Raw genomic sequence first — 19523 nt, forward strand, 5'->3', positions numbered from 1 at the left:
CAGCCGTACTCCGCGTCCGGCGTCTAGTAGTTGACCCCGTAGTGCACCTGGAAGTAGAGCCCCTCGCGCGCGTGCGGCCCCAGCTCGCGCAGGGCGTCGGCGAGCGCCGAGAAGAGCGGGGCGTGGCCTGCGACGAGGTCCATGAAGTTGACGCCCGCGCGCACGGCCTCCACGTAGGTGGCCACTGCTTCGTCGTGCGGCGTGGCCCCCAGCTGTGCGGCGCCCAAGCCGATGACGCCGATTTTCTCGCCGCCGTGCGGCAGCTCTCGGTACTCCATGGTCCCCCCGCTGTTGGTGCCGGTACGCAACGTCTCGTCATCTATTGTGCACCAAACGGCTGGCTGACGGAAATGGCCCAAAAAGGGGGCTGAGCTCACGAAAAGGCCGGGGCCGCCGTCATCGGCAGCCCCGGCCCGTCGACCTCTTCATGCCGCGTCTACGCGTTGAGCTTCTCCTTAAGAGAGAGCAGCTCGCGATAGGTGTCAGCGAAGTTCAGCGCCATGAGCTTGCAGGTCTCCGCGCTTGCCATCTGGTCCTCGGCGTGGAGCAGAAGCAGCGGCAGCGTCTTCTTGCTCTCGCCGGACGCCTCGGCCTGGAGCAGCCTCATGTGAACCTCGTGACCGCCGTTGTACGCCTCGTCGCCCTGCTTGACCAGGTCGACCGCCGCGTCGAAGTCGCCTTCCTTGGCCTTGGCAATCGAGTTGACGTAGCAGGACTTGGCAGTGCCCACGTAGCTGATGATCTCAAAGCAGATCTGCTCGAGCTCGTCCATGTCTTCCATCGCAGCCTCCTCGCTGGCTAGCCGAGCATCTTCTTGACGTCGTCGAGAATCTTGGCAGCGTTCATGCGACCGTAGTCGACCATCGGGATGACGGCGACGGGAACGCGCCCCTCGACGGCCTTCTCGAAGTCGCCCTTGGCATAGCCGATCTGGGGCCCAAGGAGGATGACGTCGGCCTCGTTGATGTGGTCCATGGCCTCGTTCATCGGGCGCGCCTCAATCGCGACATCCTCGCCGCGGCTCGCTGCCTCCTTCTGCATCTTCTGCACGAGCAGGCTCGTGGACATGCCGGCGTTGCAGCAAAGCATGATCTTCTTCATGGTGGTTCCCTTCCGGCCACCCACGGGTGGCCTTGCATTCCGGACGCTTGGGCGTCCGAATTGGTTTCCTGTGTCAGCATCCATTTTCGTCATGCTGGACGACAGAGGTGGAACGGGGTGCGTGCGCGGGGGGACGGGCACTCCTGCGAGCAGCTCAAATCCGAAGGTCGCGCGGGACGCGCGTCCGGAAAGGGCTGCCGGGGGATCGCGGGGGCCCGAGAGCCCCGCGCACGCTGAGGGGGGTTAGTTCTCGGCGCTCTCGGAGGCCATCTCGAACTGCTTGCGCTGTGCGGTCTCGGACGCCTTCATGAAGGGCAGGTAGATCAGCGTGAAGATTACGAGCAGCACGATCTGGAGAATGCCGGCGCGGATGTCGCCGCCCGTGGACAGGATGCCCGAGGCGATGATCGGGGTGGTCCAGGGCACCTGGATGCAGGTGGGGTTGACCAGGCCGACGGCCGTGGCGAAGTAACCGACGAGAATACCGATGATGGTGTTCAGCACGAACGGCACCATGAGCGGGATGTTGAACACGATCGGGTAGCCGTAGATGACCGGCTCGTTGATGTTGAAGATGGCGGGCAGGATGCCGAGCTTGGCCACCTCGCGGGAGGGACGCCACTTGCCCCAGATGAAGGTAGCAAGGAGCAGTGCCAGCGTGCAGCCCGAGCCGCCCATGAGCGCGTAGACGTTGATGACGTTCATGTTGAGCCACAGGTCCGGGCGGGCGATGACCGCGTCGATGCCGCCGGCGCTGTACACGCTCGTCGCCTCGACGAGCACGATGGTGAGGATGGGCTCGACCAGCACGCCGTTGATGGTGGACTGGTGGATTCCGAGGGTGAACAGGAACACGCCGAGCGAGTAGATCAGCACGAGGCCGACGGGGTTAGTGGTGAGGGAGCGCAGCGGGGTCTGGATGAAGGTGTTGATAAGGGCGGTGACGTCGGTCTGGAAGCACGCGAAGAGAACCATCGAGAGCACGCCGAAGACGCCCAGGGTGAGCAGCATCGGGATCAGGACGTTGAAGGACTTCTCGACCGCGGGCGGCACGCCCTCGGGCATCTTGATGCGCAGCTTCTCGATGCCCGAGACCTTGATGAAGAGCGTGGGCGCAAACAGGCCGATGATGATGGCGGTGAACATGCCGTTGGTGCCGGTATAGTCCGTGATGAACGCGCTCGAGACCTGAGCGGTGGTCACCTCGTCAGCCACGTAGAGCGGCGAGGAGGCGGCAAGGTTGGCGGTCACCGACTGCGGCATCATGATGAAGAAGACCGCGAGCGCCACCACCACGCACGAGACGGGGTTGTCAAAGCGCTTGTTGTTCGCGAAGCTGTAGCCCACCATGGCGCACAGCAGGATGGCCGAGATGGAGAGCGCACCCTGCGTGAGCGCGTTGCCCCAGTACTGGGCCGTGGCGAGCACGTCCGCGTTCGGGAAGAGTCCGGGGCTGCTCGGGTCCGCGCTCCACAGGAACGTAAAGACCACGTTGTTGAGCAGCGCGGCGAGGCCGGCGAGGATGAAGATCGGCATGATGGTGGCAAAGCCATCGCGAAGGCTGCGCAGGTGCACCTGGTTGCCGACCTTGGCGGAGACTTCCGCGAACTTGTCGAGGAAGCTTTGTCCGTTGGCCATGTCTTTCACTCCTAACTGAACTGTTGGAAACATTAGCCGTACCATCGCGCTCCCCCTCCAGGGGGACGCGTATCCGATGACCGAACCAGGGGGAGGGAGCCCGGGACCGTTCCTCCCGATCCGGACCAAGGACCTACTTCACCACGTGCGTCGTGGTGACCTCCTTGAGCCAAGCGGCTGATTTCTTGGGCCTGCGCTCGTAGTTCTCCATGAGGTCGACCTCGACGAAGCCATAGCGGTTCTTGAAGGCGTTCGCCCAGGACCAGTTGTCGATGAGGCCCCAGTAGTGGTAGCCCCTGCACTTGGCACCGTCGTTGATTGCGCGGGCGATCCAGGAGAGGTGGTCACGCACGAAGTCGACACGGTAGTCGTCCTGAATCTGGCCGCTCTCGTCGCGGTTCTTGTACTCGCCCTCGATGCCGATGCCGTTCTCGGACACGAACCACTCGAGGTTGGGATACTCGTCGCGGCACTTCATGCCGAAGTCGTAGATGCCCTTTGGGTAGATCTCCCAGCCGCGGCTCTCGTTCATGACGCGCTCGGGCCAGACGTAGGGCTCGGCGAAGAGCGGGTTGCCCCACTCGTCATGATCGCGGGTCGGCGCCTGCACGCGGCAGGGCTGGTAGTAGTTGCAGCCGAGCCAGTCCACGACGCCCGAGCGCAGGACCTCCTCGTCGCCGGGGCGAGCCGGGACCGGCGTCCCAAGGCGGGCAAGGGTCTCGAGCACGTCGGCGGGCAGGCTGCCCTTGGTCGCAAGGTCGAGCCACCAGCGCGTGGTGAGGCCGTCGTTCATGCGCAGCGCCTCGAGGTCGGCCTCGCTCGGGTCCTCCTTGGTGTAGGAGGGGCTGAAGTTGCACACGATGCCAATCCGCGCGTCCGGACGGAGCGCGCCCTCCTCGCGCGCCGCGCGGTAGCGGGCGACGCCGAGCGCGTGCGCGATCGAGATGTTGTACTGCGCCGCCACCGCCTCGCGGAAGCTGTGGTGCTGAGGATACCAGCCGCCGTGCCAATAGCGGTTCTCGGGCTCGACGCTCGGCTCGTTGAACGTGAACCAGTACCGGATCTCCTTGCCGAACTCGTGCAGCGCCTTCTCGACGTAGTTGGCGTACGCCTCGCAGGTCTCGCGGCTCTCCCAGCCGCCGCGGCGGAAGAGGAAGGTGGGGAGGTCGAAGTGGTAGAGGGTCACAAAGGGCTCGAGCCCCTCCTCGCGCGCCGCACGGAAGAGCTCGTGGTACCAGGCCGCGCCCTCGGGGTTGATGTTGCCGTCGGCATCGAGCAGGCGGCTCCACTGGATCGACGTGCGGAAGCTGTCAAGTCCGAGGCCCTTGAGGATGGCAAGGTCCTCCTTGTAGTGGTGCATGAAGTCGTTGCCCACGTAGGAGCCCACGCGGTTGTAGAACGCCTCGATGTCCTCGTTGGACCAGGTGTCCCACACGTTCTCAAGCTTGCCGCCTACGTTCCAGCCCCCTTCCGTCTGCGGACCGGACATCGCCGCTCCGAAGAAGAAGTTCTCGGGCAGGGTCAGTTCTGCCATGACGCCTCCTTTTCCTCGCTCCTTTTCGCGCGTCTATTTGTCGCGCTTTGTTGATTGAATTGTAGCGCTTTTATTTTCTCTATGTAGCGGATTTATTGCCGACAAAGACGGAGACAAAGGAAGATAATGGATTACGTCAGACGAGAACCACGTCGATGAGCTGGGGATTCACGGACGACGAACCCGACGGGCCCTCTGGGAAACAAGCTCGCGCCCTCTTGCCTGACCGCCAAAGCAAACCGTTCGCGGCCAAAAATAGACCGTTCGCGGTGAGCGCCGAGGACCACAGAAAGCACGAGGGAGGCCGCCATGCTCAAGTACGAGACGATTGCCCAGGACATAAAGAACCGAATCGAGAGCGGCGACCTCGCGCCCAACGACAAGCTGCCGACGGTCGTGGACCTCTGCGACCGCTACGGCGTGAGCAAGATCACCGTCAAGCGCGCCTTCGAGATCCTCACCGAGAAGGGCCTCATCGCCAGCAAGCGCGGGTCGGGCACCTACGTGAAGAACACCACCGAGCTCTTTGACACGGGAACCGTCGACCCGCTGCTCGTGGGCGAGGACGGCGCGCGGGAGGACGCGTTCGGGTTCACCCGGTCCGACCAGCCGATCGGCTTCACCGCCTCGCACAGCGCGCGCGGGAGGAGCGTGAGCTCGGTGGTCTACGACTTCTCGGTCACGAACCCGCCCGAGAGCGTCGCGCGGCACCTGAGCATCTCCCCCGACGACTTCACCTACTACTTCTGCCGGGTGCGTTGCCTTGAGAACGAGCCGATTACGATCGAGTACACCTACATGCCGATCGACGTAACGCCCGGCCTCAAGCGCGACCAGCTCTACCACTCCGTCTATGCGTTTGTGCAGGACACGCTCGGACTGAAGATCTCGAGCTTCCATCGCATCATCCGCGCCGTGGGCGCAACCGAGGAGGAGGCCGGGCGCCTGCGGCTCGATGCGGGCGCCCCCCTGCTCGAAATCTCCCAGGTCGGCTTCCTCGACGACGGGACACCCTTCGAGTTCTCTGTCGCATGCAGCAACGGCAAGCGCTCCGAGCTGCGCGACGTGAACGTCATATAGGCAGAAGGCGAAGGCAGGAGAAAGACATGAAGAGGCTGGCGGTTCTCGACGTAGGTGGCTCCGCAATCAAGTACTGCACCATGTGCGGTACGGATATCGAGGGTAAGGGGCAGGTGCCCACTCCCGACGGGGAAAGCCACGACCCCGAGGCGTTCCTCGAGACCATCGAGGGCATCCTTGAGCGCATGGGAGACGTCGAGGGTCTGGCCCTCTCTATGCCCGGGGAGATCGATGCGCGCCAGAAGTACATCCGGACGGGCGGTGCGCTGCTCTACAACTATGACGTTGACGTGACGGAGTGGGAGAGGCGCTTCGGTGTCTCGATCGAGGTTGAGAACGACGCGCGCTGCTCGGCGATCGCCGAGCTCTCTCGTGGCAACCTGCAGGGCGTCGACTGCGGCGTGGTGCTCGCGTTCGGGACGGGAATCGGTGGCGGGGTTATCGCCGGCGGCAAGGTCCTGCGGGGGGCGCACCTCTTTGCCGGTGAGGCATCGAAGGTCCTCACCTCCTGGCCCGAGGACCCCAGGGACCCCATCACAAGTGATCAGCTCTGGTCGTCTGCCTGCTCGACGAAGTCCCTCTGCCAGCGCGTTGCCCGGGCAAAGGGGATTGACGGCTGTGACGGGCGGCAGCTGTTCGGCTGGCTCGAGGACGGTGACAAAGTCGTTGCCGACGTGTTCCGCCGGGTGTGCGACGAGATTGCCCTGCAGATCCACAACATCCAGTGCTGGCTTGACCCCGAGCGCATCTGCCTCGGTGGCGGCATCAGCCAGAACCCGCTCTTCGTGGAGGGCGTGCGGGACGCGCACAGGCGCTTCAACGCGTCGTTCGACAACGCCTTCCCCGAGACGGACATCGTAGCGTGCCGGTTCTTCAACGATGCCAACCTCATCGGCGCCTACGAGCACTTCCTCGCCATGGAGCAGACGCGCTGACGCATGTCCCAAAGGGACGGGCGAAGGTGGGGCACGACGGCAGCGGAGCAGTCGTGTCCCACTTTTGTCCTGCCCCCTTTTGGAACGCCTCTTTGGCTAGCGAGAAAAGCCGCGGTGGCCGTAGACATGCAGGCGACCGAGCTCGTCGTCGAGCTCACGGAACTCCTCGTCGGTGAGCTCCACCTGCGCGGCGTCGAGGTTCTCGATGATGCGCTCCTTGTTCTTGGAGCCTGGGATCGGTACGACGCAGGGGTACTTGGCGAGCATCCACGCTTGCGAGATCTGTGCGGGCGTGGCGTGTTTACGCGCGGCGAATCGCTCGACGAGCTCCACGATGGGCCGGTTGCCGCGGATGTTGCGACGGCTCAGCTGCGGCACCCACGTGTGCACGTCGTCGTAGCGCTCGAACTGTGTGCGCTCGGTGACCTTGCCGGAGAGAAGGCCGCTCGCTATGGGTGAGAACGCCACGAACCCGATGCCGCGCGCCGCCGATTCGGTGCAGGTAGTAGATGTCCACCCGATCGGTCCGCAGACGCTCGAGCGAGCCCTCGAGGTGACGCCGCACCGCACCGTACACCGAGCCCGAGCGCTCGACCTCCGACCACCCCAGGAAGAGCTTGGTCCCAATGACCACATCGTCGCGCACGTCGGCGAGGGAGCGCCCCACGATGCGCTCGTTGTGCCCTATGCCCGAGAGTCCCGGGCTGTAGATCTCCGCCGTGTCGAAGAACGTGCAGCCATGGCGATACGCCCCGCGGATAGCCTCGACGCTGTAGTCCTCGGGTGGGATCTTGCCGTACCCGTGCGAGAAGGCCATGCAGCCCATGCCGACCTCCGACACGGCGATGCCCCCGAGCAGGCGCGTCCTCATGACCTCCCCCTATCCGATTTCCACGCGCGCCGCGCGCCCGTGCGCTCGAGCGAGGTGTCGAACTGCCGCTTTGCGGCCTTCTCGGTGGGTGCCATGAGAAACGCGTTGAGCTTGGTGGCCAGCGTGTAGGACGCGCGTGGGTAGCGCTCGACGAGCGCCTTGCGGATGACGGCCTCGCTGCCCGCGTACACGAACGCCGTGTCGAAGTAGGTGAAGCCCGCCTCCATGAACAGGTCGACCATCTGCTTGACCTGCTCGACGTCGGTCAGGGGGCCCTTGTGCGGCAGGCGCATGAGGCCAAAGCCCAGAGCTTGCCGGCCCTCTCCATGGGAATGTAGTCCGTGTCCATGATCTGCCTCCAGTGAGTTGTCTGCGGCCGCCGCGGGCGACGCCCATGCTCTCAGCCTTGCGTTGCGGCCGGCTGTGTTCAACGGTCGGTTTTCCCGCTTCGGGGGCATATGCCACGCTTTCCGGAAAAGCGGCGCACTGCATGAGACAAAGGGGCCTGTCCCCATTGACTCATGCGCAGCGGCCGCAGGCGGAGCAGCCGTTGCAGATGAGGCGCTGCCCGCACGTCTTACAGCGCTCGCGGAAGCTGGGCTGGTAGAGCTCCTCGGCGGGGATCGGCAGCCTCAGCGGGTCGTGCAGGTGCCACTCGATCGGCCGGCCGGCAAAGCTCACGCCGGACTTGAACGCCTGCTCGGACTGGAGCCGGTGGTCGCGCAGGCGGTAGGTCCGCCCGTCCTTCACAAAGACCGTGCCCGTCTCGGTGAAGGCGAACGTCACGTCATGCGCGCGGCACTGCGCGGAGAGCAGGCGCACCCAGTCGAAGTCGCACGGGCGGGCGCCTTCATAGTTCTCGCCGCCGCAGATGACCTGCTCGATGCCGCAGCCGCGCACGCCGCCCCCGCCGTGATCGCCCAGCTCCAGGTACCTCTCGATGTCCACCTGCCCGATGAGCGGGGCGCACATGACGCCCTTGTGGCGCGCCGGCGTGGCGAGAAGAACCGGAAGCCGCTCGTCGGCACGGCGCTGGTTCTCACAGGTGACGTTGAGCATGACGTTGTCCCAGCCCTCGCCCCAGTCGTCCGGGAGGCACGTGGCAAAGCGCTCCGGGCGCTTGGTGAGCAGCCAGAACCGCACGTCGGGACGCTGACGCATGACGTCCCAGGCCTCATCGCGCCAGGGGTCCGCCTCCTCCACGAAGAAGTCCGAGGTCATGCACACGCGGATGAGCTCGCCGGGGCGCACCTTGAGCGAGCCGTCGCGGCTGCGCGCCAGCGGGTAGCGAAACCCCGCCTTGTTGCGCCGCACAACGGAGCCGTCCAGCCCCCGCCAGCGGTCCATCGTGAACATGTAGCAGTTGGCGCAGCCCTCGCTCGCCTTGCGGCACCCGTGCCACGGGTTCCAGATGTCATGCATGAGCAGTGCCCTCCAATGATACGAAGGGACAGTCCCCTCGTATCATTGTGCCTCAGTTCCGCTGCGTCGCGTGCCCGCCCGAGTCTAGTAGAGCGGTAGAGCGCGCCCCTTCCGCCGCCTTAGATCTGCTTGCTGTAGTCGTTGTGCACGAGCACGAAATCCGGCGCGTCCTCGGGCACCACGTAGTAGGGGTGCTGCGGAATCGCGTCGATGCGCGCCATCTCGTCTGCGCTGAGCTCAAAGCCAAAGACGTCGAAGTTCTCGCGCATGTGCTCGGGGTTGAGCGTCTTGGGGAACACCACGACGCCCTCCTGCAGCGCCCAGCGAAGAATCACCTGTGCCACCGACTTGCCGTGCGCCTGTGCCGCCTCGACGAGCACCGGCTCCCTCATGATCTCGGCGTCGCCGTGCCCAAAGGGATACCAGCTCTCCAGCGTCACGTCACCCAGACCGATGCGCTCCAGCTCGTGCCGCAGCTCGTGCTGGGTCCAGTACGGGTTGAGCTCCACCTGCAGCACCGCCGGCCTGATGGTGGCCACCCGCATGATCTCCTCGATCTTGTGCACCGGGAAGTTGGAGAGGCCGATCGAGCGCACCTTGCCCGCGCTCACGGCGTCCTCGAGCGCAGGCCAGGCCTCGACGTAGGCGCCATAGGGCTGGTGAAGCAGCAGCAGGTCGAGGTAGTCGGTACCCAGGCGCTCCAGGGTCGCATCGATGTCCGGGCCGGTCTGCCCGGTAGGATAGCTCTGCGGAAAGAGCTTGGAGGTGATGAACAGCTCTGCGCGCGGAACGCCCGATTCGGCGAGCGCCCTGCCGAGCGCCACCTCGTTGAAGTAGGCGTTCGCCGTGTCAAAGTGGCGATACCCCGTCTCGATCGCCGTAGGGATAAGGCGGCTCAGCTCGTCCCCGTTCATCATGTACACGCCGCATCCGAGCTGCGGGATGGCGTGGCCGTCGTTCATGGTGATGGTCTGCATGGGCACTTCCTTTCTCGCTGATGTGCTTGATGCATATTATCAGGCGCTCCAGTACTGGTGTAAAATGCCTTTTGATAAGATGCTTATGCGTAGTACGCATGAGGCAAGAAGGACGTGACGCCATGGAGCTCGAACAGCTGCGCCAGTTGGACGCCCTCGAGCGCGAGGGCACCATGACGGCGGCCGCCCGTCGTCTGCACGTCTCGCAGCCGGCGCTCAGCCGCTCAATCCAGCGGCTCGAGGCCGAGCTCGGGCAGGCGTTGCTCAGCCGGGCGGGCCGGCGCGTGGCGCTCAACGAGGCCGGGCGCGTGGCGGTGGACTGGGCGCGCCAGATCCTGCGCGACGAGCGGCTCCTGCGCGAGGCGGTCGCTGCCGTGGGCCAACGGGCGCGGACGCTGCGCGTGGGCACGGTGGCGCCGGCGCCGCTCTGGCGCCTCACGAGCCTCATGGTGGAGCGCCTGCCGGAGGAGACCCTCACCTCGGAGACCATTCGCGGTGACGAGGCGCTGCGCGGACTTGCGGACGGCGCCCTTGACCTAGGAATCGTTGCCGAGAAGCCCGCGGGGGCGGACCTTCTCTCCTGCAAGCTCATGCGCGAGAGCCTCTCGGTGGCGCTGCCGCCCAACCACCCGCTGGCCGCGCGACCAAACGTGACCGCCGATAACCTCGACGGGCAGACCTTCCTCATCTTCACCGAAATCGGCGTGTGGCGCGACGCCGTGGACCGGGCCCTTCCGCACGCCACCCTCATCGAGCAGCGCGACCGCTCGGTGTTCAGCCGGCTCGCGCGCACGACGCCGCACTGCGTCTTCACGACCGACGCGCCCTACCTGGAGGCGCAGGTGCCCGGCCGCGCCATCGTGCCCGTGGAGGGCGACTGGGCGCACTTCACGTTCTGGCTCGCCACGCGGGCCGACGCGCGCGACACCGTCCGCCAGCTCTTCGACTGGGTTCGGTCGCAGGGAACCGCCCGACGGGGTTGAGCGACCCACCACCAAGCATCCGGGGCTCGCAAGCGTCGAGGTGCCCGGCAGCAGCCCGAGCATCCTCTTCGAGTCCCGGACGCCGGGCGCGCCCAGCCCACGAGCCCCTGATGCTCGTCGGCCCCGCCGGACACAACTGCCATACCCATGGTGCCTCCCCTTGTAGGCACGCCCACATAATAAGGGGAGGTCGCGACGTCACCCGGGAAACGCGGGGCCGCGTAGGTAGCCCATCCATCCCTCGTACCAGACCGATCCCGAGACGCACGCGCACGCCGCGAGCCGCCCGTCGCGCGTGAACGCATACAGCGAGAAGAGCCCGCCGAGCGAGCAGCCGCAGATAGCGCGCCGCGCTGGCGCCAGGCCAGCGGAGCGCTCGAGCGCTAGATCTTCTCGGCCAGCTCCGCCGCCTGGGCACATCCGTCGGTCTTCTCGATGTCGCCCTTGTTGAGCACGCCCGGCACGAGCACCTCGCCGACCATCTCCCACTTGTTGAGGGCCGCTGTGCGCTCCATCGGAACACGCACGCCGTCGAGGACCGTGGGATCCTCCTCCTCGCAGCAGGCGATGAGCGCGCACTCCTTGCCGGCGATGTCCTTGCCGCCCACCACGAGCGAATAGATGCGGTCGATCACGGCCTTGATCTGCGCGGGGAACGAGTACCAGTACACCGGCGTCGCAAAGACGAGCGCGTCGGCCTCAAGGATGGTCGGGGCCATGGCGTTGAAGTCGTCGTCAAAGCTGCACGCCTTACCGGTGCTGTAGCAGGTCTCGCACGCGTGGCATCCGCCCACCTTCATGAACGCAGCGTCAAAGCGCGTGACCTCGTGCCCGAGCGAGCGCGCTGCGTCGACGAACGCGTCGACCATCGACGCGCTGTTGCCGCCCTTGCGCGGGCTCCCGGTGATGACGACGACCTTCTTGCCCATAGTTGCTCCTCTCCGTACGGACGGCCCCTTGCCGTCTCAGGACAATCGTAGGAAACTGCTCTCATAGTGATAAGTACGCACATTAAGGTTTAGTACTTACCTTTTGGAAAGTGCTAAGGAGACCGGATGACCGACCGCTGCATATCCGACGAGTGCCTGGGCGAGACGGGCTTCTCGTACACGCTCTCGCTCATCAACGGCAAGTACAAGATGACCGTGCTCTACGCGCTCATGGAGTTCGGCGTGGTGCGCTTCAACGAGCTGCAGCGCTACATCGGCACCATCTCGTACAAGACGCTCTCCTCCACGCTCAAGCAGCTGGAGGCCGACGAGCTCGTCCACCGCGAGGAGTACCCGCAGATCCCGCCCAAGGTGGAGTACAGCCTCACCGAGCGCGGCCGCTCGCTCGTGCCCGTGCTCGACCTCATGTGCGAGTGGGGCAGCCAGCACCGTCCCGCGTAATGCAGGGGTGCGGGGGGCGGAGCGCCCGGGCCGGGACGCGCGGACCGCTTACGAAGTGACGGACGTTGCGGGCGCTGTCCCGTCGCGCGCTTACGAAATCACGGTCGTTGCGGCCTCGGGGTGCCGAACCGCTTAGAGAATCACGGTCGTTGCGGCCTCTGAGCGTTCAGTCGCTTAGAAAATCATGGGCGACGCGTCTGCCGGACCTCCCTGGGACGCATCAACCTCAATTCCGTAAGCCCACAACCGGGAAACTCGAGCAACACCTAGCGTTTTCTAAGCACACGCCGGAACAAAGAGCGCAACAGCTGCGTTTTCGTAAGCAGAAGGACGACCATCTCGATGGCACGACAGCGCGGTTAGAGCGGAGGGGGGGCGAGAGCCGCCTGAGCACTTTCCCTTTGGTAAGTACCAGTCCGCAAAGCCAGTACTGGCCGAGCCAATCGCGCAGGCGGATACTACGGGTAACCGGTATCGAGCGGCGCACGGCGCCGGAAAGGAGGGCCCTCATGAAGAAGAGCCTGGGAGACGCGGGCGAGCTGTTCCCGCAGTCGGTGTTCATCATCGCGAGCTACGACGAGAACGGCGTGCCCAACGCGATGAACGCCGCGTGGGCCGGCGAGTGCACCCGTCACGAGGTCTGCTTCAACATCGGCGACCACAAGACCACGGCCAACATCGTCAAGAAGGGCGCCTTCACCGTGGCGCCGGCCAACCGCGCCAACGTGGTCTCCGCGGACTACTTTGGCATCGAGAGCGGCACCAAGGTCAACAAGGCCGAGAAGAGCGGCCTCACCTTCACCCGCTCCGAGCACGTGGATGCGCCCGTGATCGAGGAGTACCCGCTCACGATGGAGTGCGAGGTCACCTCCGTCGACGGTGACGAGCACGGCGCCCGCATCGTGGGCAAGGTCGTAAACGTGCTCGTGGACGAGAGCATCTTGGACGAGGACGGCAAGGTCGACTTTGGCAAGTGGCAGCCACTCGTCTACGACAGCTCGCACATGACCTACCGCGTGGTCGGCGAGGAGGTCGGCGGCGCTTGGAAGGTGGGCAAGGAGCTCATGTAGCTCCGGAGTCGGACGACGGGCAAATTGGCGAGAAGAACCATCGGGGGGCACACGTCATCCGACGCGTGCCCCCCGCCTGTCAGCTGCCCTACGCACCCTGCAGCAGTGCCAGCACGTCGTCGCGACTGAGCCTGGCAGAGCGCACGCCCTCTCCGGAGATCAGGCGCTCGGCAAGTTCGCGCTTGGACTCCTGCATCGCCACGATACGCTCCTCGATGGTATTTGCGCAGATGAGCTTGAAGACCGTGACCGCGCGCTCCTGCCCGATGCGGTAGGCGCGGTCTGTGGCCTGGTTCTGCGCGGCGAGGTTCCACCACGGGTCATAATGAATCACCACGTCGGCGGCCGTAAGGTTGAGCCCCACGCCGCCGGCTCGCAGCGAGATGAGAAACAGGGGCGCCTCCCCCGCCTGAAAGCGCGCCACCAGCCGTCGACGCTCCTCCTTGGTCGTGGAGCCGGTGAGCTCAAAGTGGGCAATCCCCCGCGCGTCAAGCCTCTGCGCGATGATGCCAAGCATCGTGGTGAACTGCGAGAACAGCAGCACCTGATGCCCACCGTCAACTGCGCCAGCAATGAGCTCCAGACAGGTGTCAAGCTTGGCGCTGCCTCCTGTGTAGTCCTCGAACGCAAGCGACGGGTCGCAGCAGATCTGTCGCAGCTTCGTGAGCTCGGCAAGTACCTGGAGCTTGTTCTTCCTGAACTCGACGGGCAGCTCTCGGGCGATCTGACGCGCCAGGAGCTCCTCGCTCGCCCGGTAGAGCCTCTCCTGCTCCCCGCTCATGCGCGCCGTGACCACGCTCTCCGTCTTCTCCGGGAGGTCGGCAAGCACGTCGGCCTTGAGGCGCCTCAGGATGAAGGGGGAGACCAGGCAGCGCAGCCGCTCCGCGGCACGTTCGTCGCCGCCCTCCACGGGACCCTCGTAGGTCTTTGCGAACTCGTCCCGACTCCCGAGCACGCCCGGCATCAGGAAATCGAAGATGCTCCAGAGCTCGGACGCGCGATTCTCGACGGGCGTCCCCGTAAGCGCCAGCCGCGTCCGCGCGGGAAGGAGCCTTGCGGCACGGGCAACCTTGGTCAGCGGATTCTTGATGTACTGGGCCTCGTCAAGGACCACGCGAGAGAAGCGCTGGCCAGCGTAGGCGTCGACGTCACGGCGCATGAGGTCGTACGAGGTCACGAGCACGTCGTGGTCCGCCGCTGCCGCTATCACCTTTCCGCGCGCCGGCTTGGTGCCGAGGACGGCCACGGCGTCGAGCTCGGGCGCAAAGCGTTCGAGCTCGGACATCCAGTTGTAGACGAGCGATGCCGGACACACCACGAGCGTCGTGGCGAGAAGGGCCCCGGGACTCGCGGCCCCATCGCCCAAAGCACCCGACTCGGCGTTCTTCTCGCCGACAGCCGCTCCCCCGACGTTCTTCTCGCCGGCCTGCTTGCAGGCCAGAAGGTGGGCTATCACCTGGAGCGTCTTGCCGAGCCCCATGTCGTCCGCGAGGATGCCGCCAAAGCCAAGACGGTCGAGCAGCTGGAGCCAGCGGAAGCCGTCGAGCTGGTAGGGTCGCAGCACGCCCGCAAGCGTGGGCGGAACCTCCACGTCCGCGTCAGAGAAGGTGTCCAGCTCACGCACGATGGCACGGAAGGCGTCGTTGCGCGAGAGGCGCAGGCCGCCCGCTCGCTTGAGCAGGCCATCCACGAAGGGCACGCGATAGACGGGCAGGTTGGACACACCCTCGGCGAGCTCCTCCACGGAGACGCCCAGACCCGTCGCGAGGTCGTCGACGGCGGCCGCGCCCTCCCCCAGCCGCATGATGTCTCCACTGGTCAGGCGCACGAACTTCTGGCGGCGCCGGTACGCGGAGAGACAGGCGTCCAGGTCCTGCGGGCAGAGGCCGCTCGCATCCAGCGCCACGTCCAGAAGGCCGCTCGTGACCGTGGCACGCACGGTGAGGCTGGGGCTGTCGCGCACCTCGATGCGGCGCAGGCGCTCGGAGAGCAGGACCTCGCCGAGGGCGTCAAGCTCCGCGAGACCACGCGTGAGCAGGTCAAAGAGCAGATCGTCGTCATCCTCGTCAAAGCCGGGAAGCTCACCTGCCTCAAGGCGCCCCCCGGGGAAGTACGCCTCCACCACGTCCATGACGCGATACTCCGACACAAGGTCGCGCGCTGGGACGCGACGGTCCGCCAAGCGCGGTGACCAGCGGGCGCGTTCGTCCTCCAGACGGTCCGGCCCGTAGAGCCCGTGCTCCCAGGCACCGTAGGCCACGGTGACGCCGCAGGTCACACGCCCGTCGTCAAGGCCCACAGCAAACGTGAAGGCCGCCTCGGGCGGGACGAGCTCATCAAGCTCAGCCGGCGCGTCGAGGCCCGTTGCCGCCCGCAGGACGGGCAGGACGTCCCGACAGAAGGCCGAAACGTCCGCAGGTGCGACGTGCATGCCCCGACCTGCGGGAAGGAGTGCGCCGAGAAGCCCCGCGGCACGGAGGGCGTAGTCCGAGGAGCAGCTCAGGGCCCGCCCCTCGTCTAGGACGTATAGGCGACCAGCCGCGGCAAAGCTGCAGAGCGCCCCGGAAACGAGCAGGTCATAGCCTCCGTCGCCGGCACGCTCCAGACGGGTGCGGACCTCTGGATCTCCCCTGCCTACCACAAGCTGGCGCGTCGGCCCTCGTGACCCGTAGGGGCCGTCACTGAGCTCAAGGGAGACCGTGGACCCCTGGAGCGCGTCCAGCAGATCGATGACGTCGGCGTCCGAGACGGGCAGCTCCTTGACGTCAGCGCCCCGCCCGACCTGCTGATACTTCCATCGCGAGGCAAAGAGCGCCCCCTGGCTGGCCGTCACGCGGGAGAGGACGGCCACGACGGCACGAGAGCGCTCCGAAAACGCCGCGCCCACGTGGGCAAAGGAGAGCCCCTTGCCATAAGTGACCGTAGCCCCGGTCCGGCATGCCTCCACCAGCGCAGAGATGCTCTTCACCACGTACGAGGCGCTCCCGCGACGGACGCGCAGCTTCACGCACCAGGCAGGGTCATCGTAGTAGGCGTCCCGAGCGGGCAGAAGCGTGGCAAGAAGCTCGACGGGCTCAGGCGGAGCAGCGGGGGCACGTCCTTCTCGCCGGCAACCGGGGGTCGAGGCCTCCGTGGCACGCAGCCGACGCTCGGTAAGGTCCTCCATGAGATGGCGGATTGCCGGGCTCGTGGGCAAGGCACGCACGGGAGGGAGCGTGGGCGCGGTCCTGGCGGGCGGACGACGTGCGGCGGCGGCAACGAGCCCCAGCCCCCTGCGCGCAAGAAACTCGAGGACGAGAGCCACCTCGTGCTTGCACATGCCCGCGTAGCTGGATGCGGCGACGCACTCGCAGCTGTAGTCCAGCAGCTCCGCCTCGGACTCGTCAACCTGCACCTCAACGTGATAGCTGCTACCGCGCAACCCTCTGACCAGCCCCGTTATGGACGTCGTGGAGCCAAGGGCGCCGACGGACGCCTCGCAGCTGATGACACCGCCGTCGCGCGCCAGCGCAAGCCCCCTCCCGTAGGTGGAGGGGAGCGCCGCCTCGTTCTGAACCAGCTCTATCAAGCGGTTCTCATCCATGCGCCCATCCCGTGGTTGCGTCTTGTGTTGAGGCAACTATAGCCGCTCGACGGGCAATGACGCACGGGGTGCCAAACGGCCAGAGGGCCCCTGCGGCAGAGCATCAGCAATAGAAGCTGATCTCGTCCACCAAGAAGAGCTCCCGCCTCATCGGACCAGATGAACACGTGATAGCCGCCTATGAAAAAAGCTAAGCAACCTTCACTCCCCCATTAGGGGCATAGCGATAGATGAGGCGGGCATTATCGCTCAGGAAGGCCCCGAACTCCGCGTGCCCCTCTGCAATGAAATGCCCCTCCCACTCAGTCCACATATACAAGGGAAGCTCACAACGCGCCGAATCAAATCCGTCTCCCGTCGGACGCTCAAAATGAACGAACACCTTATCAACACCATTGTCATGAATGAGCTCTGAGTGAACGACCTCCACGTTGTCGGCCATGGTCAGGTACGGATACGTCATCGCGACCACCCCTTGGCCTGGCACTGCCGCCTTTTCATGGTCCACCCCGAACACGAGCCACCTACATGCGCCTCGGTGGCGCACGCCAGGAGAAGGCTCTCGCGTCAAAAAGCGAGCATGTGGGAGAATAATGGAGTCACTTGATTCGGGACGCGTCCAGAGGGAGGGGGACCTGTGATCCGTGACGAGCTCGCGGCGCTGGCGGACTCCGCCTACCGCGACTTCCAGGCAAAGCTCATACCAACCGTGGCACCCGAGCGCGTCCTGGGAGTACGTCTGCCCGAGCTGCGCCGCTACGCCCGCGACCTCGCGCGCCGTCGCCCCGACGAGGCTCGGGCCTTCATGGCGGCCCCGCTGCCGCACGTCACCTACGACGAGATGAACCTCCACGGCGAGCTCATAGGGCTGCTTGCGGGCTCGGCAGACGAGGCCTTCGCGCTGCTCGACCGCTTCCTGCCGTACGTGGACAACTGGGCCACGAGCGACCTCATCCGCGTGCCGGCCTTCCGGAGCGCGCTTCCCGCCGTGCTGGGGAAGATCCGCCTATGGGCGGCCGCCGAGGGCCCGCGCACCGAGTACGTGGTGCGCTTCGGCGTGACCCAACTCATGGAGCTCTTCCTGGACGACGCCTTCGAGCCCGCGCAGCTTGAGGTGGTCGCCGCGATCAGCCGCCCGGAGTACTACGTCAACATGGCGCGGGCGTGGTACTTCTCGTTTGCGCTGATAAAGCAGGCCGAGGCAACGCTGCCGCTCTTTGAGGCGCGACCGCCGCGGCTGGACGCGTGGACGCACAACAAGGCCCTGCAGAAGGCGCGCGAGAGCCGCCGCGTCACGCCGGAGCAGAAGGCGTACCTGCAGTCGCTCAAGGTGCGCTCACGGTAGCCTTTTGAGGGTACGTACACTCCCCTTTAGGTTACGTACACTCCCCAACGTTCTTCTCGCCAGGTCGTCCGACGTTTCCGCAGGTAGTTGAGGTGGCGAGAAGAACATCAACGTTGCAATAGTGTACGTACCCGGTGGGCGGGTGTACGTACCCGGGGGGGCGGGTGTACGTACCCCGTTGCGGACGGGCGGGCGTGCGCCCAGCCAAGCCGCTGCCTTCGCACAGACCCGTCGCGACGGTGGCCCCATGCCATCCCCGGGCTTCTCGCCCTCGTTCACCGACCGGACGGCTCCCCGCCGCGAGCACGGGTATAACGCAGGTAAGCGCATCGGCCCGCGACGTTCGAAGGAGGTCGCCATGTTCTTCAAGAACATTCTGGTTCCCTATGACGAGTCCGACCATGCCAAGAGCGCCCTGCACGTCGCGCTGGGCATGGCGGGCCAGTACCCGGAGGCGAAGGTGCACGTGGTGACCGTCATCCCGTCCGCGGCGCTCCCCAACCCAACGCTTCTGGGCGAGGGCTTTGAGACGCCGTACGCGATCGCCGACCCCTCGAGCTACGAGCGCATCATGGACACGGCGGTCAAGCGCGCGGTGGCAGATGCCGAGGAGGTCGTCGACCAGTCGCGCGACGACGCCCAGTGCAAGATCGTGGCGGACGCGGTAATCGCGGGCTCTCCGGTGGAGGGCATCGCCGACTACGTGGAGAGCCACGACATCGACCTGGTCGTGATGGGCAGGCGCGGCCTCGGCGCGCTGCGCGGCATGCTCGGCAGCGTCAGCTTCGGCGTGCTTCGCTCCGTGGACGTGCCGGTCATGACGGTCCGGTAGCGCGACTGCAGGTGCGTCTCGGGGCGCGGGCCTACGGCCCGGATTCAGGACCCCAGCCCCGGGGCGCGCACCCTAACCCAGCGAGAAGAGCGCGCGGGACGTCCCCGCCTCGCGCCACGCGAGCAGCGCGGCAAAACGCTCCCGCGTTGACGCGGCCAGGGGCTCCGGCAGCTCGTCCAGGGAGAACCAGCCCACCGCGAGGCTCTCGTCGTCGGCCACGCGCGGTTCGGAGCAGCCGCCCTCCGCAAGCCGGCAGGTGAACATGAGGTCAAGGTACTGAGTCTGGTCTCCGTTTGCGTAGACGGTGAGCTCGCGGGCTGCCTTCACGCGCACGAGGTCGGTGGGCACCACGTCCACGCCGGTCTCCTCCCGAACCTCGCGTACCACCGTGGCGGCCGGCTCCTCGCCGGGCTCGTTGATGCCGTAGACGAGCGCCCACTCGCCCGTGTCCGCCCGGCGGCCGAGCAGCACGCGGCCCGCGCCGTCCTCCACGTAGGCCGTCACGCCAACAAGCCAGAGTGGGTCGTGGCCGATCTTCTTGCGCAGGGCGAGGATGAAGTCAGGCGTTGCCATGGGGCCTCCTTGGATGCGTCTCCTTGGGATGAATGATAGCGGGCCGCGCGCCCGGCGGCCGCGCGGCTGCGCGGCCACTAACAACCAGCCATTTCTAAACACCAAAACCAAGCCGTCTACCTGCGCTTTTCTGCAAATCCGCAGCTAGGAGCCCCGTTAGAAATCGGCGCATTTTACCCAGCAAGCGA

Annotated in this window: 20 protein-coding genes and 1 pseudogene; 7 read left to right on the forward strand and 14 right to left on the reverse strand. The window is 65.9% G+C overall.

From position 1 onward, the window contains the following. Window positions 1-23: 23 nt before the first annotated feature. The 5 genes from H9X80_RS01395 to H9X80_RS01415 form a co-directional block, all read right to left on the reverse strand. Window positions 24-278, reverse strand: a complete 255-nt coding sequence (locus tag H9X80_RS01395; RefSeq protein WP_204792574.1) for a hypothetical protein — start codon at window positions 276-278, stop codon at window positions 24-26. Between the two features lie 158 nt (window positions 279-436). Next, window positions 437-781 (reverse strand): PTS lactose/cellobiose transporter subunit IIA, encoded by a 345-nt coding sequence (locus tag H9X80_RS01400; protein ID WP_204792575.1) that lies wholly within the window; start codon window positions 779-781, stop codon window positions 437-439. A gap of 17 nt (window positions 782-798) precedes the next feature. After that, window positions 799-1101 carry a PTS sugar transporter subunit IIB gene (locus tag H9X80_RS01405; RefSeq protein ID WP_204792576.1) on the reverse strand — a complete coding sequence of 101 codons (303 nt, stop codon included), beginning with the start codon at window positions 1099-1101 and terminating at the stop codon, window positions 799-801. Between the two features lie 243 nt (window positions 1102-1344). Further along, the gene (locus H9X80_RS01410; RefSeq protein WP_204792577.1) at window positions 1345-2739 is read right to left on the reverse strand and encodes a PTS sugar transporter subunit IIC; all 1395 of its coding nucleotides are present in this window, start codon (window positions 2737-2739) and stop codon (window positions 1345-1347) included. Between the two features lie 133 nt (window positions 2740-2872). After that, a complete protein-coding gene (locus tag H9X80_RS01415) occupies window positions 2873-4273 on the reverse strand; it encodes a glycoside hydrolase family 1 protein (protein WP_204792578.1) in 1401 nt (466 codons plus the stop codon). Window positions 4274-4582: 309 nt separating this feature from the next. On the opposite strand from H9X80_RS01415, the gene H9X80_RS01420 reads away from it, so the two are divergent. Together H9X80_RS01420 and H9X80_RS01425 are read left to right on the forward strand one after the other, a co-directional pair. Further along, window positions 4583-5353: a GntR family transcriptional regulator gene (locus tag H9X80_RS01420; RefSeq protein ID WP_204792579.1), complete on the forward strand. Its 771-nt coding sequence runs from the start codon at window positions 4583-4585 to the stop codon at window positions 5351-5353. A gap of 26 nt (window positions 5354-5379) precedes the next feature. Beyond that, window positions 5380-6288: an ROK family protein gene (locus H9X80_RS01425; protein WP_204792580.1), complete on the forward strand. Its 909-nt coding sequence runs from the start codon at window positions 5380-5382 to the stop codon at window positions 6286-6288. 96 nt (window positions 6289-6384) lie between these two features. Here the strand turns inward: H9X80_RS01425 and H9X80_RS09035 are convergent, their stop codons facing one another. From H9X80_RS09035 to H9X80_RS01445, 5 genes and pseudogenes are all read right to left on the reverse strand, one after another. Continuing rightward, window positions 6385-6858 (reverse strand): aldo/keto reductase, encoded by a 474-nt coding sequence (locus H9X80_RS09035; RefSeq protein WP_428832964.1) that lies wholly within the window; start codon window positions 6856-6858, stop codon window positions 6385-6387. Continuing rightward, window positions 6788-7159, reverse strand: a pseudogene (locus H9X80_RS09405) (aldo/keto reductase); the annotation flags it as partial. The pseudogene H9X80_RS09405 and the gene H9X80_RS09035, both read right to left, overlap by 71 nt. Beyond that, window positions 7156-7674 carry an aldo/keto reductase gene (locus H9X80_RS09210; RefSeq protein WP_342590846.1) on the reverse strand — a complete coding sequence of 173 codons (519 nt, stop codon included), beginning with the start codon at window positions 7672-7674 and terminating at the stop codon, window positions 7156-7158. The pseudogene H9X80_RS09405 and the gene H9X80_RS09210, both read right to left, overlap by 4 nt. A 4-nt stretch (window positions 7675-7678) precedes the next feature. Beyond that, the gene (locus H9X80_RS01440) at window positions 7679-8581 is read right to left on the reverse strand and encodes a DUF5131 family protein (protein WP_204792583.1); all 903 of its coding nucleotides are present in this window, start codon (window positions 8579-8581) and stop codon (window positions 7679-7681) included. 119 nt (window positions 8582-8700) lie between these two features. Beyond that, entirely contained in the window at window positions 8701-9558 is an 858-nt protein-coding gene (locus tag H9X80_RS01445) for an aldo/keto reductase (RefSeq protein WP_204792584.1), read from the reverse strand. Window positions 9559-9680: 122 nt separating this feature from the next. On the opposite strand from H9X80_RS01445, the gene H9X80_RS01450 reads away from it, so the two are divergent. After that, window positions 9681-10541 (forward strand): LysR family transcriptional regulator, encoded by an 861-nt coding sequence (locus H9X80_RS01450; protein WP_204792585.1) that lies wholly within the window; start codon window positions 9681-9683, stop codon window positions 10539-10541. A 383-nt stretch (window positions 10542-10924) separates the two neighbouring features. Here H9X80_RS01450 and H9X80_RS01455 read toward each other — a convergent pair whose 3' ends face one another. Next, the gene (locus H9X80_RS01455) at window positions 10925-11470 is read right to left on the reverse strand and encodes a flavodoxin family protein (protein ID WP_204792586.1); all 546 of its coding nucleotides are present in this window, start codon (window positions 11468-11470) and stop codon (window positions 10925-10927) included. A 126-nt stretch (window positions 11471-11596) separates the two neighbouring features. Between H9X80_RS01455 and H9X80_RS01460 the strand changes: the two genes are divergently transcribed. Next, window positions 11597-11932 (forward strand): winged helix-turn-helix transcriptional regulator, encoded by a 336-nt coding sequence (locus H9X80_RS01460; RefSeq protein ID WP_204792587.1) that lies wholly within the window; start codon window positions 11597-11599, stop codon window positions 11930-11932. Between the two features lie 509 nt (window positions 11933-12441). Then, the gene (locus tag H9X80_RS01465) at window positions 12442-13002 is read left to right on the forward strand and encodes a flavin reductase family protein (RefSeq protein WP_204792588.1); all 561 of its coding nucleotides are present in this window, start codon (window positions 12442-12444) and stop codon (window positions 13000-13002) included. Window positions 13003-13090: 88 nt separating this feature from the next. Here the strand turns inward: H9X80_RS01465 and H9X80_RS01470 are convergent, their stop codons facing one another. Continuing rightward, on the reverse strand, window positions 13091-16585 hold the full coding sequence (locus H9X80_RS01470; RefSeq protein WP_204792589.1) for a DEAD/DEAH box helicase: 3495 nt from the start codon (window positions 16583-16585) through the stop codon (window positions 13091-13093). Between the two features lie 190 nt (window positions 16586-16775). Then, entirely contained in the window at window positions 16776-17102 is a 327-nt protein-coding gene (locus tag H9X80_RS01475; protein WP_342590847.1) for a hypothetical protein, read from the reverse strand. Window positions 17103-17222: 120 nt separating this feature from the next. Between H9X80_RS01475 and H9X80_RS01480 the strand changes: the two genes are divergently transcribed. Both H9X80_RS01480 and H9X80_RS01485 read left to right on the forward strand, forming a co-directional pair. Further along, window positions 17223-17930: a DNA alkylation repair protein gene (locus H9X80_RS01480; RefSeq protein ID WP_204792590.1), complete on the forward strand. Its 708-nt coding sequence runs from the start codon at window positions 17223-17225 to the stop codon at window positions 17928-17930. A gap of 358 nt (window positions 17931-18288) precedes the next feature. Further along, window positions 18289-18762 (forward strand): universal stress protein, encoded by a 474-nt coding sequence (locus tag H9X80_RS01485; protein WP_204792591.1) that lies wholly within the window; start codon window positions 18289-18291, stop codon window positions 18760-18762. A gap of 72 nt (window positions 18763-18834) precedes the next feature. Here H9X80_RS01485 and H9X80_RS01490 read toward each other — a convergent pair whose 3' ends face one another. Further along, window positions 18835-19335, reverse strand: coding sequence for an NUDIX hydrolase (locus tag H9X80_RS01490; protein WP_204792592.1), 501 nt, complete (start codon window positions 19333-19335; stop codon window positions 18835-18837). Window positions 19336-19523: the final 188 nt, after the last annotated feature.

The sequence above is a fragment of the Olsenella profusa genome (genome assembly GCF_016900315.1).
GTDB classification, from domain to species: domain Bacteria; phylum Actinomycetota; class Coriobacteriia; order Coriobacteriales; family Atopobiaceae; genus Thermophilibacter; species Thermophilibacter profusus_A.

What these genes read in the sequence shown, in the direction of transcription:
- H9X80_RS01490 (WP_204792592.1), bottom strand. Translation starts at nt 19,335, where the DNA reads ATGGCAACGCCTGACTTCATCCTCGCCCTGCGCAAGAAGATCGGCCAC.
- H9X80_RS01465 (WP_204792588.1), top strand. Translation starts at nt 12,442, where the DNA reads ATGAAGAAGAGCCTGGGAGACGCGGGCGAGCTGTTCCCGCAGTCGGTG.
- H9X80_RS09210 (WP_342590846.1), bottom strand. Translation starts at nt 7,674, where the DNA reads ATGGGGACAGGCCCCTTTGTCTCATGCAGTGCGCCGCTTTTCCGGAAA.
- H9X80_RS01420 (WP_204792579.1), top strand. Translation starts at nt 4,583, where the DNA reads ATGCTCAAGTACGAGACGATTGCCCAGGACATAAAGAACCGAATCGAG.
- H9X80_RS01455 (WP_204792586.1), bottom strand. Translation starts at nt 11,470, where the DNA reads ATGGGCAAGAAGGTCGTCGTCATCACCGGGAGCCCGCGCAAGGGCGGC.
- H9X80_RS01460 (WP_204792587.1), top strand. Translation starts at nt 11,597, where the DNA reads ATGACCGACCGCTGCATATCCGACGAGTGCCTGGGCGAGACGGGCTTC.
- H9X80_RS01405 (WP_204792576.1), bottom strand. Translation starts at nt 1,101, where the DNA reads ATGAAGAAGATCATGCTTTGCTGCAACGCCGGCATGTCCACGAGCCTG.
- H9X80_RS01415 (WP_204792578.1), bottom strand. Translation starts at nt 4,273, where the DNA reads ATGGCAGAACTGACCCTGCCCGAGAACTTCTTCTTCGGAGCGGCGATG.
- H9X80_RS01425 (WP_204792580.1), top strand. Translation starts at nt 5,380, where the DNA reads ATGAAGAGGCTGGCGGTTCTCGACGTAGGTGGCTCCGCAATCAAGTAC.
- H9X80_RS01485 (WP_204792591.1), top strand. Translation starts at nt 18,289, where the DNA reads ATGTTCTTCAAGAACATTCTGGTTCCCTATGACGAGTCCGACCATGCC.
- H9X80_RS01395 (WP_204792574.1), bottom strand. Translation starts at nt 278, where the DNA reads ATGGAGTACCGAGAGCTGCCGCACGGCGGCGAGAAAATCGGCGTCATC.
- H9X80_RS01410 (WP_204792577.1), bottom strand. Translation starts at nt 2,739, where the DNA reads ATGGCCAACGGACAAAGCTTCCTCGACAAGTTCGCGGAAGTCTCCGCC.
- H9X80_RS01450 (WP_204792585.1), top strand. Translation starts at nt 9,681, where the DNA reads ATGGAGCTCGAACAGCTGCGCCAGTTGGACGCCCTCGAGCGCGAGGGC.
- H9X80_RS01445 (WP_204792584.1), bottom strand. Translation starts at nt 9,558, where the DNA reads ATGCAGACCATCACCATGAACGACGGCCACGCCATCCCGCAGCTCGGA.
- H9X80_RS01400 (WP_204792575.1), bottom strand. Translation starts at nt 781, where the DNA reads ATGGAAGACATGGACGAGCTCGAGCAGATCTGCTTTGAGATCATCAGC.
- H9X80_RS01470 (WP_204792589.1), bottom strand. Translation starts at nt 16,585, where the DNA reads ATGGATGAGAACCGCTTGATAGAGCTGGTTCAGAACGAGGCGGCGCTC.
- H9X80_RS01440 (WP_204792583.1), bottom strand. Translation starts at nt 8,581, where the DNA reads ATGCATGACATCTGGAACCCGTGGCACGGGTGCCGCAAGGCGAGCGAG.